Source organism: Thalassovita sp. ABM4_323, assembly GCF_056158665.1.
This window is the reverse complement of sequence record NZ_JBSWTS010000007.1, coordinates 3223866-3238847: the sequence shown is the minus strand read 5'-3', so window position 1 is coordinate 3238847 and position 14982 is coordinate 3223866. Positions and strand designations below refer to the sequence as shown.

General features: G+C 60.5%; 13 protein-coding genes and 1 tRNA gene. 2 read left to right on the top strand and 12 right to left on the bottom strand.

The window, feature by feature from the left end:
• The first annotated feature begins 2 nt into the window (after positions 1-2).
• Both ACXADQ_RS18465 and ACXADQ_RS18460 read left to right on the top strand, forming a co-directional pair.
• Positions 3-671: a YjbF family lipoprotein gene (locus tag ACXADQ_RS18465; protein ID WP_475324610.1), complete on the top strand. Its 669-nt coding sequence runs from the start codon at positions 3-5 to the stop codon at positions 669-671.
• Between the two features lie 271 nt (positions 672-942).
• Positions 943-1018: transfer RNA gene (locus ACXADQ_RS18460), tRNA-Trp, on the top strand.
• A gap of 154 nt (positions 1019-1172) precedes the next feature.
• Here the strand turns inward: ACXADQ_RS18460 and gap are convergent.
• From gap to ACXADQ_RS18400, 12 genes are all read right to left on the bottom strand, one after another.
• Positions 1173-2204: a type I glyceraldehyde-3-phosphate dehydrogenase gene (gap, locus tag ACXADQ_RS18455; RefSeq protein WP_475324607.1), complete on the bottom strand. Its 1032-nt coding sequence runs from the start codon at positions 2202-2204 to the stop codon at positions 1173-1175.
• Positions 2205-2384: 180 nt separating this feature from the next.
• The gene (gene iolB, locus ACXADQ_RS18450) at positions 2385-3209 is read right to left on the bottom strand and encodes a 5-deoxy-glucuronate isomerase (protein ID WP_475324603.1); all 825 of its coding nucleotides are present in this window, start codon (positions 3207-3209) and stop codon (positions 2385-2387) included.
• An 18-nt stretch (positions 3210-3227) separates the two neighbouring features.
• Positions 3228-4139 (bottom strand): myo-inosose-2 dehydratase, encoded by a 912-nt coding sequence (gene iolE / locus ACXADQ_RS18445; RefSeq protein ID WP_475324598.1) that lies wholly within the window; start codon positions 4137-4139, stop codon positions 3228-3230.
• A 12-nt stretch (positions 4140-4151) separates the two neighbouring features.
• Entirely contained in the window at positions 4152-5990 is a 1839-nt protein-coding gene (iolD, locus tag ACXADQ_RS18440; protein ID WP_475324594.1) for a 3D-(3,5/4)-trihydroxycyclohexane-1,2-dione acylhydrolase (decyclizing), read from the bottom strand.
• Positions 5991-5993: 3 nt separating this feature from the next.
• Positions 5994-7907 carry a bifunctional 5-dehydro-2-deoxygluconokinase/5-dehydro-2-deoxyphosphogluconate aldolase gene (locus ACXADQ_RS18435; RefSeq protein WP_475324590.1) on the bottom strand — a complete coding sequence of 638 codons (1914 nt, stop codon included), beginning with the start codon at positions 7905-7907 and terminating at the stop codon, positions 5994-5996.
• Positions 7900-8892 (bottom strand): inositol 2-dehydrogenase, encoded by a 993-nt coding sequence (gene iolG, locus ACXADQ_RS18430; RefSeq protein WP_475324587.1) that lies wholly within the window; start codon positions 8890-8892, stop codon positions 7900-7902. Before iolG ends, ACXADQ_RS18435 begins: the two co-directional genes overlap by 8 nt.
• A 23-nt stretch (positions 8893-8915) precedes the next feature.
• A complete protein-coding gene (locus ACXADQ_RS18425) occupies positions 8916-9695 on the bottom strand; it encodes a TIM barrel protein (RefSeq protein ID WP_475324584.1) in 780 nt (259 codons plus the stop codon).
• 3 nt (positions 9696-9698) lie between these two features.
• Positions 9699-10658: a sugar phosphate isomerase/epimerase family protein gene (locus ACXADQ_RS18420; RefSeq protein WP_475324579.1), complete on the bottom strand. Its 960-nt coding sequence runs from the start codon at positions 10656-10658 to the stop codon at positions 9699-9701.
• The gene (locus tag ACXADQ_RS18415; RefSeq protein WP_475324575.1) at positions 10655-11677 is read right to left on the bottom strand and encodes a Gfo/Idh/MocA family oxidoreductase; all 1023 of its coding nucleotides are present in this window, start codon (positions 11675-11677) and stop codon (positions 10655-10657) included. The genes ACXADQ_RS18420 and ACXADQ_RS18415 overlap by 4 nt, the downstream gene beginning before the upstream one ends.
• Positions 11678-11776: 99 nt before the next feature.
• Positions 11777-12601 (bottom strand): ATP-binding cassette domain-containing protein, encoded by an 825-nt coding sequence (locus ACXADQ_RS18410; RefSeq protein ID WP_475324571.1) that lies wholly within the window; start codon positions 12599-12601, stop codon positions 11777-11779.
• 11 nt (positions 12602-12612) lie between these two features.
• Positions 12613-13656: an ABC transporter permease gene (locus ACXADQ_RS18405; protein WP_475324568.1), complete on the bottom strand. Its 1044-nt coding sequence runs from the start codon at positions 13654-13656 to the stop codon at positions 12613-12615.
• A gap of 89 nt (positions 13657-13745) precedes the next feature.
• On the bottom strand, positions 13746-14705 hold the full coding sequence (locus ACXADQ_RS18400) for a substrate-binding domain-containing protein (protein ID WP_475324564.1): 960 nt from the start codon (positions 14703-14705) through the stop codon (positions 13746-13748).
• Between the last annotated feature and the right edge of the window lie 277 nt (positions 14706-14982).

The following is a 14982-nucleotide window of genomic DNA, read 5'->3' as shown; positions in this document are numbered from 1 at the left end:
GCATGTCCTTTGTAAAACGTCCCGTCCTTGCCTGTTTGGCCGCGTTGATGATCGCTGGTTGTTCGAATAGTGGATCAGACGATACCCTTAAAAACACGCTGAAATCTGTCTTTACGCCTCGCGCAAAGGCCCAGAATACCGGTCCGACCCCGATCGATATGAATGCCGTGCTGAAGCAAACGGCGCCGACCTCGCTGATGCATGTTACGTTTCAGGATCGGGGCGTTTCCTCTCTGTTGCTGCAAATCGCCTCCAACGGCGGGTATCGCGTGTATTCCACCGCGGGTAAGCAAACCATCACTCTGCGGGATGGCCTGATTACGTCGACCCGTGGCACCGGGATTGATTTGATGGCTTCGATCAGCGGCGATAGCCGGTCTTTGATCCGGGCGCGACGCGCGGGCAAGGGGACACGTGTCATGGAGCACGTGAATGGTGCGGGTGAAACCATCCGTCAGACCTTCTCGTGCGAGACCTTCGTGACCGGATCGGGCCGGGTTAAGCAAGGGGTGATCAACACCGCGACCACCGAACTGACCGAGAATTGCACGTCCGAGCACAACAAGTTCACCAATGTGTACAAGGTTGGCGGATCCGGCATGGTGCTCAGCTCGACTCAATGGCTTGGCGCGGATGTCGGCTATGTCAAAGTCGAGATGCTAAGGCCCTGACAGGAATTCGCAATCGTGTGCCGGGATTGCCCTCTCGGCCGCGATTCTACGATGAACTAAGCGCAGCGGATCTCTGCGCGACAGGCGGCGCAGCCCGGAATTTTGTGCCCGATGATCAATCGAGCGTCCCCGCGTATGCCATCTAGGATCGTGCCCAGGGGCTTGATCCAAGTGAATTCGTACTTGGATGCGCGCGCATGCAGATTATTGTGTTCAAACAAGAAAAGGACCTTGATCTTGGCGCTGGTCTGTCTTAATCAGCCGCATCCGTAGGGGTATAGCTCAGCTGGTAGAGCGACGGTCTCCAAAACCGTAGGTCCCGGGTTCGAACCCTGGTGCCCCTGCCAAACTCCCGAAAATCAAAACCTTACGCGCTGCACCTTCGGCGTGATGTCGTGCGGGCTGGGAAGTATGGCCTTACGCGGCCATAGAAAAACCCGCAAGAAAGCCTCTTGCGGGTTTCACCGTGAAATAGGATCAGCGCCCAAAGAGCGCAGGGCCTTAGCTTGCTGCTTTTAGCGAAAGCCCGTTGGTCAGGCAGTCGCCCATGCGGCGTCCGGTATCGATCATCCGGTTGGAGAAGCCCCATTCGTTGTCATACCAGCTGACCACGCGCACCATGCCCTCGGCGGTCACAGCCGTTTGCGCTGCGGCAAAGCAGGACGAATGCGGATCGTGGTTGAAGTCGATCGAGACCAGCGGGTCTTCTTCGTACGCTAGTATACCCGCAAGTTCTGCTCCGGCGGCCTTGTGCAGGGCGGCGTTGATCTCGTCCCGGCTGGCCGGACGTTCGGGCATGAAACACAGGTCTACCATCGACACGTTCGGTGTGGGCACCCGCACAGCCGAGCCCTCGAGCTTGCCTTCCAGCTGCGGCAGAACCAGCGAAATCGCCCGCGCCGCGCCCGTCGAGGTGGGCACCATCGAGACAGAGGCCGCGCGCGCGCGGTACAGGTCTTTGTGGTTGGTATCGTGGCTGGGCTGATCACCGGTGAAGGCGTGGATCGTGGTCATATAGCCGGTGCGAATGCCAAAGGCGCGGTCCAGGACCATCGCGACAGGGGCCAGGCAGTTGGTGGTGCAAGAGGCATTCGAGACGATCAGATCATCGGCCGTCAGGTCCATGTGGTTGACGCCATACACCACGGTCCGATCTGCATCCTTGCCCGGAGCCGAGATCAGCACACGCTTCGAGCCGTTTTGCAGGTGCAGCGCAGCCTTGTCTCGTGCCGTGAACAGCCCGGTGCATTCATAGGCAATGTCCACGTCCTGCCAGGGCAGGTCTTCGGGGTTGCGGATCGCGGTCAGCCGAATACGTCGCGCCCCGACAACCAGCGTGTCCCCTTCGACGGCGACCATCTCGCGCAGACGGCCGTGCACGCTGTCATACTTCAGCAGATGGGCGATGTTTTCCGGCGGGGCGAGATCGTTGATTGCAACGATCTCGATGTCGCTGGTGTTCTGTTCGATCAGCGCGCGCAGGACGCCACGGCCGATCCGACCAAACCCGTTGATGGCAATTTTCGTCGTCATTGTCGTTTTCTCCGTTCAGGGCCCCGGAGGAAAACCAAGCCGGGGAATGATAGCGCTACCATTTTTGGGCGCAGAAAGGTCTGACAGCTGCGTTCATACCTTTGGTTTGTTTTGGTGGCGGGAACCACAACTGATGTGGTTCCCCTTGTTTTCAGTCTTTTATAGCGGTGCTGTCTGGCGTCAGCCGTCCCGTTCCAGGATGAATTCCGAGGCCGGGTCGGGCACAAAGCGCCAGTTGCGGCGCGGGCCAGCCATGACGTTCAGGTAATACATCTCGAAGCCGTAGGGCGCGGCGCAGGGGTGGTGGCCCTTGGGGACAAGCACCACATCCCCATCCGCAACGGCCATGGTTTCATCCAGCGCGCCATCCTCGGTATAGACCCGCTGCACCCCCCAGGCGCCGGGTTTGTCCAGACGGTGGTAATAGGTCTCTTCCAGATAGGTGATACGGGGGAAGTCATCCTCGTCATGACGGTGGCTGGGATACGAGCTCCAGTGGCCGTTGGGCGTATAGACTTCGGTCACCAGCAGGCTGTCGGCCACATCGGCGTCTTCCATGGCGATGTTGTTGATATAGCGGGTGTTCACGCCCTTGCCACGTTCGGTCAGGGTGATGCCGTCGGGCCCAAGCCGGCGCGCCTCGTGACCGCTGTGGCCTGGGGCAGAGCAGATGGCCAGCGTGCAGTCGGTTGTCGCGGTGGCCGACCAGGACTGCCCGTTGGGCACATACAGCGCATGGGGCGGCGTTTTTTCAAAAACGTCCATCCGATCACCCATTTCGCCCCAGTCCTGATCGGCGGCCGTGACCTGGGCTTTGCCTTCGACCAGCACCAGAATGACCTCGCGATCGCCGGTGGCTTCTTCGGCGGTTTCGCCTGGGGCCAGTTTGTACAGAGTGAAACCAACATAGCCCCAGTCTGGCGACAGGGGGGTTTTGGCGTTTTCAACGGTCACGTCATGGACCTTGCCCGAGGTCCCGGACGGTTTTTTCAGAAGGTCAGCCATTGCGTGTTCTCCCTGGTGTTAGGTCTTAGCGTCGATCTGCAGACCTGAATTGCGGCAGATCTGGACAATGTGGTCATAGCCAAGCTTGGAATAGTCATGCGGGTTGGCCTTGGCCGGGTCTTGTTCGGCTTCGACCACGATCCAGCCTGCGTAATCCATCGCCCTGAGCTTGTCGGTAACCGCCTGAAAATCAATCGTACCTTCCGGATCGCCCGGCACGGTAAAGGCCCCAGCAATCACGGCGTCCAGAAAGCTTTTGTTTTCGGACCGGATCATTCGGGTGACGTCTTCGCGCACATCCTTGAAATGCACGTGGCGCACCCGATGGCCCCATTTGTCCAGCGTGGCCAGCACATCGGCGCCCCCGAAATGCAGATGCCCGGTGTCAAACAGCAGCGTGACTTCGTCGCCCGAGCCCTCCATCAGCCAATCGATATCGTCGGCGTCCTCGATCATCGAGCCCATGTGATGATGATAGGCCAGGACCATGCCCTGATCGGCCATCCATTTGGCGACCTCGGTCAGTTTGGCGGCATAGGTGCTCAGCTCGTCGCGGCTCAGCTTGGGGCGGTTGTTGACGGGTGTCGCAAGATCCCCCTGAACCGTGTTCGAGCACTCGGCATAGACCAGGCAGGGGGCGCCAAGGGCGACAAACTGCTGGACCTGCGGCTGAATGGCCTCGATTTCCTCGCCGACGCTGGACACCATCAGGTTGCCCGAGCACCAGCCACCGCACAGCGCGATATCAGCGGCAGCCAGATACTTGCGCAGCCCATCTGTATCCTGAGGCATGCGGCGGCCGCGCTCGATACCGGTATAGCCGATCTTGCGCAACTCGCTCAGGGCCTGTTCCATGGTGAATTCGGCCGTCAGGTCCGGCAGATCGTCATTCTGCCAGGCAATCGGAGATATGCCGATACGAACGCTCATCGTGTAGTCCAATCAATCCGCGCGTTGCGCTTTAAGGTTTTTTTCGTAGGCTTGGCGCGCCTTACGCACGCTGTCCTGGTCGCTGACTTCGGGAATACCCACGTCCCACCAGGTGCCTCCGCCTGCTTCGGTCGGGCCGTGCGCGGGATCGGTGTCGATCACGATCACCACAGGAATATCCGAGCCTTTGGCCTCGATCAGCTTGGCCTCAAGATCCGCGATGCTGGTGGCCTTCATCGCCTTGGCCCCCATTGATCCGGCATGGGCGACAAAGTCGATCTGGGGCTGCTGTTCTACGTTGCAATCTGCGTAAAGGTTGTTGAACGCCTGTCCCCCGGTGCCGGTCTGCAAACGGTTGATGCAGCCGTACCCCCGGTTGTCGGTCAGCACGACGGTGAAGGGCACTTTGCGCATCACGGCCGTCGCCAGTTCCGAGTTCGCCATCATATAGCTGCCGTCCCCGACAAAGCAGATCACGTCACGGTCAGGCTGGGCCAGTTTCAGGCCCATAGCACCGGCAACTTCATAGCCCATGCAGCTGTAACCGTATTCCATGTGGTACCCACCTTGGCTGGGTTGCCACAGCAATTTTAGTGCGCCGGGCATCGTGCCCGCGGCGCACATGGCGACGGTTGCGTCGGTGGAGGTCCGTTGCACCGCGCCGATAACCTCGGCATCAATCGGCAGATAGCCGTCGTCCCCTTTGCGGTCGCGGCAATGCGCGTCCACGCGGGCCAGCCAATCCAGCCTGTCTTGCGGATCAAAGCCCGATTTCGTGTCATCGCCCAAGGCGGCGGAAATGGCGTGGATGGCCACTTTGGCGTCCGCCACCAACCCGACCGAGCCGTGTTTCTGGGCGTCATAGCCTTGCACGTTGATCGAGATGATCTTGCGGTCGGGATGTTTGAACAAAGACCACGATCCAGTGGTGAAGTCCTGGAACCGGGTGCCAATACCGATCACCAGATCCGCGTTTTCCGAGACCTTGTTCGCCGATGCCGCCCCATCAACGCCCGAGGCGCCAAAGTTCATCGGATGGCTTTGGGGCAGGGCGGATTTGCCCGCCTGCGTTTCCACCACGGGGATGCCGTGCTTGGTGGCAAAGTCGGCCAGCGCCTGTTCGGCTTCGGAATAAATCACACCGCCCCCGGCTACGATCACCGGGCTTGCAGAGGCCTGGATCATGTCGACGATCTCGGCCAGTTCCCGGCGGTCGGGTTCGGGGCGACGGATATGCCAGACACGCGGTTCGAAGAAACTGACCGGGTAGTCATAGGCCTCGGCCTGCGTATCCTGGCAAAAGGACAAGGTCACGGGGCCACAGGCCGCCGGATCGGTCATCACGCGCAGGGCGCGGGGCAGGGCGGTCAGCAGTTGCTCGGGCCGGGAAATCCGGTCGAAATAGCGGCTGACGGCGCGGAAACAATCATTGGCGCTGACGGTGCCATCTTCGAAATCCTCGATCTGTTGCAGCACCGGATCGGGCGCGCGTCCGGCGAAGACATCCCCGGGAACGAACAGCACCGGAATGCGGTTCACATGGGCCAGCGCGGCGGCGGTGACCATATTGGTTGCCCCCGGCCCAATGGACGAGGTCACAGCCTGCGCCCGCTTGCGTTTCATCCCCTTGGCATAGGCAATCGCGGTATGCGCCATGGTTTGTTCGTTCTGGCCGCGCCAGGTGGGAAAGCTGTCCCCGGCCTGGTGCAGGGCCTCGCCCAGACCACAGACATTGCCATGGCCGAAGATGCCCCAGATGCCTTCAATGAACCTGTCGCCTTCGGGGGTCAGTTGCACCGAAAGGTATTTCACCATCGCCTGTGCGGCAGTCAGTCGGATTGTCTGAGTCATCTCTCACTCTCCGTTCAAACGGGCGTTTTCGCGTGCGCTGTCCCACAGCCCACACAGCCGGGTGAACCGCGAGGCCATCTGGTCGATCGCCGCCGCATCATCCATTTCGCCCTTCATCCAGGCCCGGGCAGCATCACCAAAGATCGTGCGCCCGACAGCGAAGCCCTTGACCAGACCAAAGCTGGCGGCCACCTCGAAACTGGCGGCCAGTTCGGCCTCGGGGGCGTCCAGACCCAGAACCACGATGCCGCGTACATGCGGGTCGTGCAGCTCAATGGCGTCCACCGCGTTGGCCCAGGCCGCGTGGGTCTTGAGCGGTTCCAGTTTCCACCAATCCGGATAGATGCCGGCCTCGTAGAACTGGCGGATCAGCGTTGCCGTCGTGGTGTCATCAATGGGACCGACCTTCGAGGGGATGATCTCGAGCAGGAATTCCAGCTTGTTGCGCCGCGCGGCGGTAAACAGGCGTTTGACCACGGCTTCTTGGTTCGCGCGGGTCTGGGCATCGTCGTCCGGGTGACAGAAGACCAGCAGCTTGACCACGTTCTCGCAGGCCCATTCGCTCAACTGACCGCAATCGGGGCCCAGTTCAGGTTCCAGCTCGATCGGGCGCGACCCCGGCAGCTCGGTTGGGCGCCCAATCCACAGGCCCGACCCCGAGGCCGCATGCAACGCTGCGCGTCCGATGCGGTTGTCACACAGGATACCATAGCCCGGCTGACCATCCTGCACCTGCAAGGCCGCCGTCAGGCAAAGCTCTTTGAACGCACCGCCTTTTTCCAGCGTGTAGCCGTCCATTTCTTCCAGTTGTAACCGGTGATCAAAGGCAAAGGTGCGCACCGTCGACCAGTCCCCGGCGCGGTTGGTGGCCCAGTGCACTTGCTCCAGCTCGGCATCATTGCGCAGATCGGGGCGGGTCAGCCCACGCTCAAAGAAGAACTGCAATTCCTTCCAGCTGGGATAGGCCGGGGTACAGCCATGACGGCTGACGGCAAAGGCCCCGCAGGCATTCGCGTATTTCAGCGCTGTCGGCCAGTCTTCGCCATCAAGCCAGCCCTTGAGCAGGCCGGACATAAAGCCATCCCCCGCGCCCAGCACGTTGAACACTTCGATAGGGAAGCCGGGGCCGCTTTCGCCTTCATCCAGAGTCTCGGGAATATACCCTGTGAAGGCCACGGCCCCGGCTGCGCCACGCTTACAAACGAGCGTGGCATCTGAAACGCTGCGGACCGCACGCAGCGCTTCGATCGTATTGGTGCTGCCACCGGCGATGTGGAATTCTTCCTCGGTGCCGACGATCAGGTCGAACAGGTGCAGGGTCGACTGCAATTTGGCCGTCACCTCGGCGCTTTCCACGAAGCGGCTTTCACCGTCCCCATGACCTGCCACGCCCCAAAGATTGGGGCGATAATCGATATCCAGCGCGGTTTGCAGCCCGGCCTCGCGGGCGATTGTCAGCGCTTTCAGGGTGGCGGCTTCGACCTGCGGGTTTGACAAATGCGTGCCCGTGGCCACGACCGACCGGGCCGAGCGGATGTAATCAGGGTCGATGTCGTCGGCCGTCAGCCCCATATCGGCGCAGTTCTCGCGGTAGAAAATCAGCGGAAACTGTTCCTGGTCGCGAATGCCCAGCAGCACCAGTGCCGTCAGCCGGTCCGGGTCGATTTTCACACCGTCCGTGTTCACGCCTTCGCGGGCCAGCTGCTCGATGATAAAGCGGCCCATATGTTCGTCGCCGACACCGGTGATAACGGCCGATTTCAGCCCCAGTCGGGCGGTGCCGCAGGCGATGTTGGTTGGGCTGCCACCGATGTATTTCTGGAACGAGCCCATGTCTTCCAGGCGACCGCCAATCTGCGCGCCATACAGGTCGATCGACGAACGACCAATCGTAATCAGATCCAGTTTCTCAGACATCGGAGAGCCTCACAGGTTGGCCGGACTTTGCGGATTGGGTGGCGGCCTCGGCCATCGCCAGCGCGGCGATCCCATCATCCAAAGTGACCGGCAGGGAACCGCTGTTCAGACCGTCGACAAAGCCCGCCCATTCGGCGGCATAGGACGGCATATAGCGTTCCAGGAAGAAATAGGTGGGTTTGGCGCTGGACACGCCTGCGGTGGTCGACTTCACCACGGTGTTTTCCAGCATGTTCTGAGCTTGCAGCAGGCCTTCGGAGCCCAGCAGCTCGACCCGCTGATCATAGCCATAAACGGCGCGACGCGAGTTCTTGATCACCGCGATACGGCCATCGGCATAGGTCATGGTGACCACAGCGGTGTCCACGTCCCCGGCGGCGCCGATTTCAGGGTCGACGATCGAGCTGCCCGTTGCGGTGATGGTTACGGGGGCCTCGTCCATGATGAAGTTGGCCATGTCGAAATCGTAAATCATCATGTCGCGGAACAGGCCGCCCGACACTTTGATGTATCCAACCGGCGGGGGCGCGGGATCGAACGAGGTGATCGCCAGCAGCTCGGGTTTGCCGATCTCGCCCGCATCCAACGAGGTCTTCAGCGCGCTGAAGTTCGGATCGAAACGACGGTTGAAACCGATCATGACGGGCTTGCCGGTTTCACCAGCGGCCTCGCGGCAAGCGCGGGCGCGTTCCAGGCTCAGATCTACGGGTTTTTCGCACAGCACGGCCTTGCCAGCGGCGGTGGCGGCCTCGATCAGGTCGGAATGAGTGTCGGTCGAGGTCGCGATCAGCACCGCATCAATGCTGTCATCGGCGATAATCTCTTCGGTGGTGCGCGCCGTGCTGCCGTATTCCGCGGCCAGTTTCTCGGCGTTCTCGGGGAAGAAATCCGACACTGCGGCCAGCTCGCTGCCCGGATTGGAGGAGATGGCCGTTGCATGTACCCCGGCGATGCGGCCTGCGCCCAGAAGTCCAACTTTCAGCATGGCGTTTGTTCTTTCTATTCGAGTTAGAGCGTAAATGCGGATCGGAAGGCTTCGAGAGCGTCTTCCGGGTTATCTTTTGCAAAGGCTTCCATGCCGACGGGGCCGGCATAGCCCATATCGGCCAGAGCACGTGCGATCATTGGCCAGTTCATCTCGCCGGTGCCGGGCTCGCAACGGCCCGGATTGTCCGCGACCTGCACCTCGCCGATCCACGGCAGGCAGGCTTGGGCGTGGCGGATCACGTCGCCTTCGCCAACCTGGGTGTGATAGAGATCCAGATTGATGCGCAGCTGCGGGCGGTCCACGGTCGCGACCAGTTCCAGAACATCCGTCGTGGAATTGAACGGGCAACCGGGGTGCTCGCGCAGGTTCAGGTTTTCCAGCGTGAACACCACGCCTTCTTGCTCGGCCATGTCACAGATACGGTGCAGGGTATCGCGCGCCTTCAGCCACATACCGGGGGCCACATGGGCGAGTTGTTGAATCGGAAGCCCCTGATCCCCCAGCCCGGTGCCATGCAGGTTCAGCCGATCCACGCCCAGCCGCTTGCCGATCTGGGCGGTTTCACGCGCCGAGGCCAGCAGCATATCGGCGCCCTCGTCATCGGCCAGACGCCCCTGAAGATAGCCGTTCATGATGGTGAAATTCGCCCCGGTCTTTTCCAGCGCGTCCAGATCCCATTCGGGCCAGTTCCACAGCCCGACGCCAAACCCCATCTCGTGCAGGCGCGCAGCGCGCCACGCGATCGGTTGGTCCTGCCATAGCATCTCGGCACAAGCCGCAAGTTGAAACGGTTGAGTCATCGGTCAGATGTCCTGTAGCTGAAAATCCGGTTCTTCGACCGGCATTACGCTCTGCAAAATCGCGACGGACTTCTCTAGTCCTTCCAACGAGTTCAGCAGAACATCCTCGTGTTCGATCGACAGCCAGCCATCATAGCCAGCCATGGCAAGCCGATAACAGAACTTCTGCCACCAATCCGCGCCGTGCCCGTATCCCAGTGTGACATAGGACCAGCTGCGTGCCGGAATATCCAACAAAGAGCCGTTCTCCAGAAGGCTGGTGGTCGCTTGCACCGGTGGGTTCAGCATCGCGTCCTTGGCGTGAACGTGGAAAATCGCCTCGCCCAGCGCTTCGGCGGCAACCAGCGGGTCCGCGCCCATCCAGAACATGTGTGACGGGTCCAGGTTGGCGCCAATGACAGGGCCGATCAACTCGCGCAGTTTCAGCACCGAGGGCACGTTGTAGACGCACTGATTTCCGTGCATTTCCAGGGCGATACGCTCGACACCGTGTTCGCGGGCCAGTTCGGCAATTTCGGTCCAGAAGGGAACGAGCTTTTCTTCCCACTGGTACTTCAGGATCGCTTGCGTTTCCGGTGGCCACGACGACACGACCCAGTTGGGCATTGTGTCGGTCGCATTGCCCGCGGGCAGGCCGGACATGGTGCAGACGGTCTTGATGCCCATGGCACCGGCGACACGAATGGTGTCCTTCAGGCCTTCGCCCTGCGTCGGATCGGTGGGATGCAGCGGGTTGCCATTGGCATTCAGCGAGATGATCTGAAGCCCGCGATCATCAAAGGCATTTTGAAACGCGGCGCGAGCGCCTGCATCATCGCGCATGGCGGCCAGATCGAAATGCGGGGCTGTGGACCAGCCGCAGGTATTCACCTCGACGCCGCTGACACCCATGCGAACCGCATTGTCCAGCATGTCCTCCAGGCTCATGCCGCCCAGGCTGTCGGAAACGAATCCAAGTTTCATGCCGCAACCCCTTTTTCTGCGGTGTAGAATTCCGGTTTTGCCATCATCGTGACGGGTTGTTTCTGGCCCGTGGCCAAGGCTTTGGCGCCGGCTTCGGCGACGACGGCCGCGCAGTAACCATCCCAGCAATCCGAGCCGATCTGCGGGAATTGTCCGGTTTCCACAAAGCGCAGGAAATCGCGGTTCTGGTCGACATAGGCCTCGTGATAGCGCCCGCGCCAATCAGCGTCATAGCGCGTGGCCGAGGCCAGTTTCATATCGGTGCGGGTGTAGGCGACGTTGTTCATGGCGATGGACCCGGCCTCGCCAACCAGTTCGGCGCGCACGTCATAGCCGTAGGCGGCGTTGTTGTTGACCTCGATGGTCACCAACTGGCCGTCTGCGGTTTCCAGCACCATGACCACCGGAGCGACCCGGGAATCCGAGCGGCGCGGCTGGTGGGCAGTGACCGAGGTGAACTCGGTACCCAGCACATGACGGACCACATCAAATTCATGCGGGGCCGAGTTGGAGATCGCCATGGCGCCGGTGAAATCCGCCGCCGGGGTTTCCACGTTCCGGTGGAAGTTGTGCATCATCAGCGCGCGGCCAAGCGTGCCCTGCGTCAGCGCCTGACGCATTTCCGCATACGAGCGGTCATACCGGCGCATAAAGCCCAGCATCACAAATTTGCGCCCTGCGGCCTCTTCTGCGGCCATGACCGTCTGGCATTCATCCGACGACTGGGACAGGGGTTTTTCGCAGAGCACAGGCTTGCCGGCGGTGATGCAGGCCATAGACAGCGGTGCATGGGTGAAATCGGGCGATGCGACGATTACGGCGTCGACATCTGCGCGGGCAATCGTGCCCTCTGGGTCATCCGAGACATCCTGTGCGCCGAATGCATCTGCAACCGATTTCGCGCGGGATTTGTCCATATCGCAGATGACCTGAAGCTCGGCTCCGGGCAGATCCCTGGCAACGATGGCTGCGTGATCCTCTCCCATGAGGCCCGCACCGATAATGGCAAGGCGTGTCATCCAGACAGTCTCCCTTCTTGCGGTCAGGCCATGGGCCGACCGGATTTATTGTATTTTGTTGCGCTAGAGGCATCGGCGGGCAGTGCCCGCCGATCCGGATTATTCTGCCGGGGGCGGCACATGGCCGTCGTGGGTTTCCATGTAGCCTTCGATGCTGGATTCCAGATCCGCCATCGATTCACCACCCGCCATCAGGTCGGCGATCTCTTCACGAGACTTTTCACCCTTGCGGAAGTCAGCCGCGATCGCACCGCGGATCAGAACCGCAAAGTGGTCACCCACGGCCATCGCGTGCATCACCTGGTGGGTGATGAAGATCACGGCCAGGCCGCGCCGTTTGGCTTCGTTGACGATCCGCAGAACGTGGGCCGCCTGTTTGACCCCCAGGGCGGCGGTCGGTTCGTCCAGGATCAGAACACGCGCACCGAAGTACACCGCCCGGGCAATCGCCAGAGACTGGCGCTCGCCCCCCGACAAACCGCCGACCAGACGGTCGCCATCGGTGATGCGGGTGATGCCCATCTTCTGGACTTCTTCCACCGCGACCTTGTTGGCGGTTTCACGGTCGAACACCTTAAAGGGACCAACGCCTTTGGTGGGCTCCATCCCCATAAAGAAGTTCCGGCCAACCGACATCAGCGGGTAGGTGCCGCCGAACTGGTGCACCGTTGCGATCCCACGACTTTGCGCATCGCGCGGACCGCTGAACGAGGTGGGCTGACCATCCATGAGGATCTCGCCGCGGGTCGGGGCGTGCACCCCGGCCAGGGTTTTGATCAGGGTGGACTTGCCGGCGCCGTTGTCGCCCAGCAGGCACAGCACTTCGCCTTCGCCCACTTTCAGGCTGATTTCGTGCAGAACATCGATGGGACCAAAGGACTTGTCGACATTTCTCAGTTCAATGACAGGTTTGGTATCAGACATCGTCATTCTCCCTAGTCTTTCTTGGTCGACCAATTGGTCGCCAGTTTCTGGAAGGTGCCGTTCATCAGAACCGCGATCAGAAGCATCACACCGATGATCAGAAGCGACAGGTTGCGGTCGATGTCAGTGTAGTTGATGCCCTGCTGAACGATGCCCAGCGTCATGGTGCCAAAGACCACGCCAATCACCGAACCAAAGCCACCATTCAAGAGAACGCCACCAACAACCGACGCGATGATCGTAAAGAAGATCATGTTGAAGAAGGTCGCGGACTGGGCCGAGTTGAACTGGATGACCTGACACATCCCTGCCAGCGCCGTGCATACCGAGCACAGGATGAAGAGCGAGATTTTCAGTTTGTTGACGGGAATACCTGCATTGCGGGCGCTTTCGGGGTCACCACCCACGGCGAACACCCAGTTCCCCCAGGGCGATTTGTGCAGGAAGAACCAGAAGGCGATGATCAGGCCAATCCACCAGAACACAGCCGAGCGGAAGCCGAAATAGCGCGTACCGAAGACGGCCTTGGCCCATTCGGGCGATTTCAGCGAAACGTTGGTGTTGTTGATCAACAGATCGGACAGGGCCAGGGTCAGGCCGCCGACGGCAAAGAGCGTGGCAAGCGTCACGATGAACGAAGGCACCTGCGTGCGAGTCACCAGCAGACCATTCACCAGGCCAACGCTTGCGGCCATCGCCAGGGTCATCATGATGCCAAGCCACATCGGGAGCTCATAGTGGTTCACGCTGATGCCCAGCATCATGGCCGAGGCGGGCAGAACGGCTCCGGTGGAAATATCCAGCTCGCCTGCGATCATCAGGAACGCGACCGGGATGGCGATGATACCCACTGTGCTTGCGAAGTTCATCCAGTTGGCGACACCACCCACGGACAAGAAGTTCCGCTGGAAGCCAAACATGGAGAAGATAATGAAGACGATGACCATCCCGAAGAAAGCACCTGCCGCAGGGCTGCGGATAATATCGCCGATGGCAAAACCTCCTGATGCAGGGGTCGTTTCGCCCGTCTTTTGCTGTACGCTGCTCTCGGTCACGGAGCCACTCCTTTTCTTCAAAAGGCCAAAGGCCCTTTCAGGAACCCAGCCGGACAGAGGCCCGGCTGGGACGGTTTCATTTGTGCAACTTAGCGTGCGCCAGCAGCAACACCGTTGAAGACGGCGTCGATGTTGGAGGAGTCAACAATCGCGGGGCCGGTCAGAACGGGCTGGGTTGCGATCTTGGTGCCAAAGTCAATGTGAGCCGCCAGAGTGGAGACCGACAGGAAGCCCTGGTAGTAGGGGGTCTGGTCGATGGCCATGGTCTGGGTGCCGGCCTTGATGCGGTCCAGGGTGGACGGGCTCAGGTCGAAAGTGCCCAGTTTGACTTCACCGGTTTTGCCCAGCTGCTCGATTGCAGCTGCCGATGCGTCGGCGGCCCAGGTCGCCAGGTTCACCACTGCGTCGATCGAGGCATCGCCGTTCAGCTCTGCTTCGATGGCTGCCGAGGTACCAGCAACGTCGCCGTCCAGGTTGGCGGGAACGCGCAGGATGGTGGCTTTGACGCCGGCTTCGGTTGCGCCGTCGGCAACGCCTTTACAACGTGCTTCCAGGTTCACAGTGCCCGGGATCTGGATGTGGCACAGGATGTGCTGAGCACCGGCTTCGGCCATGTATTTGCCGCCAGCAACGCCAGCCACATACTCGTCCGAACCGAAGTAGTTCAGCGCGCCGGATTCTTCCAGGAAGTCGCCGCCGCCGTTCAGCAGGGTCACTTTGATACCTGCGTCGATTGCGGCTTTGATTGCGGGCAGCTGTGCGTCAGGGGCGGGCAGAACGGTTGCGATACCGTCAACACCCTGTGCGGTTGCCTGCTCGATCAGGGTCGCCAGGTCGGCGCCGTAGTTGTCGTAGTTTTGGGTTTGCAGAATGTTCAGCGACCCACCATTGGCTTCAACCACCATAGCGGCCTGCTCGGCGCCTTTTTTCACGACGTTCCAGAACGAGTCCTGGTTGGAGCCGATGATCAGGGCGATGTCGGCTGCCATAGCACCCGTGCCAATCACGGCTGCAACGGCACTGGTCGCAAGAGTTTTGGTGAAGTTCATGTCGATTTCCTCCTCTGTGATATCCGCCTTGCTGGCGGTTCGACATAGTTTTTCAGGCTCAGTTAGCCAGTGAAACGGTGGCGGCCTATCCCGCGTATCAATGTGGTTTCCAACCTACCGGATCTTGCTCAAGGCCACCCGATTCCTCCTTGGTCCGAGTATCATGAATGATTGCGCTCACATCTGAACAGGGGTTTTGATGTGTTTTTTTGATTTGATTGACATCAAAATGGGGTTATACATGCCTAATATTGAAGCTGAACTGTCAAAAAAACTT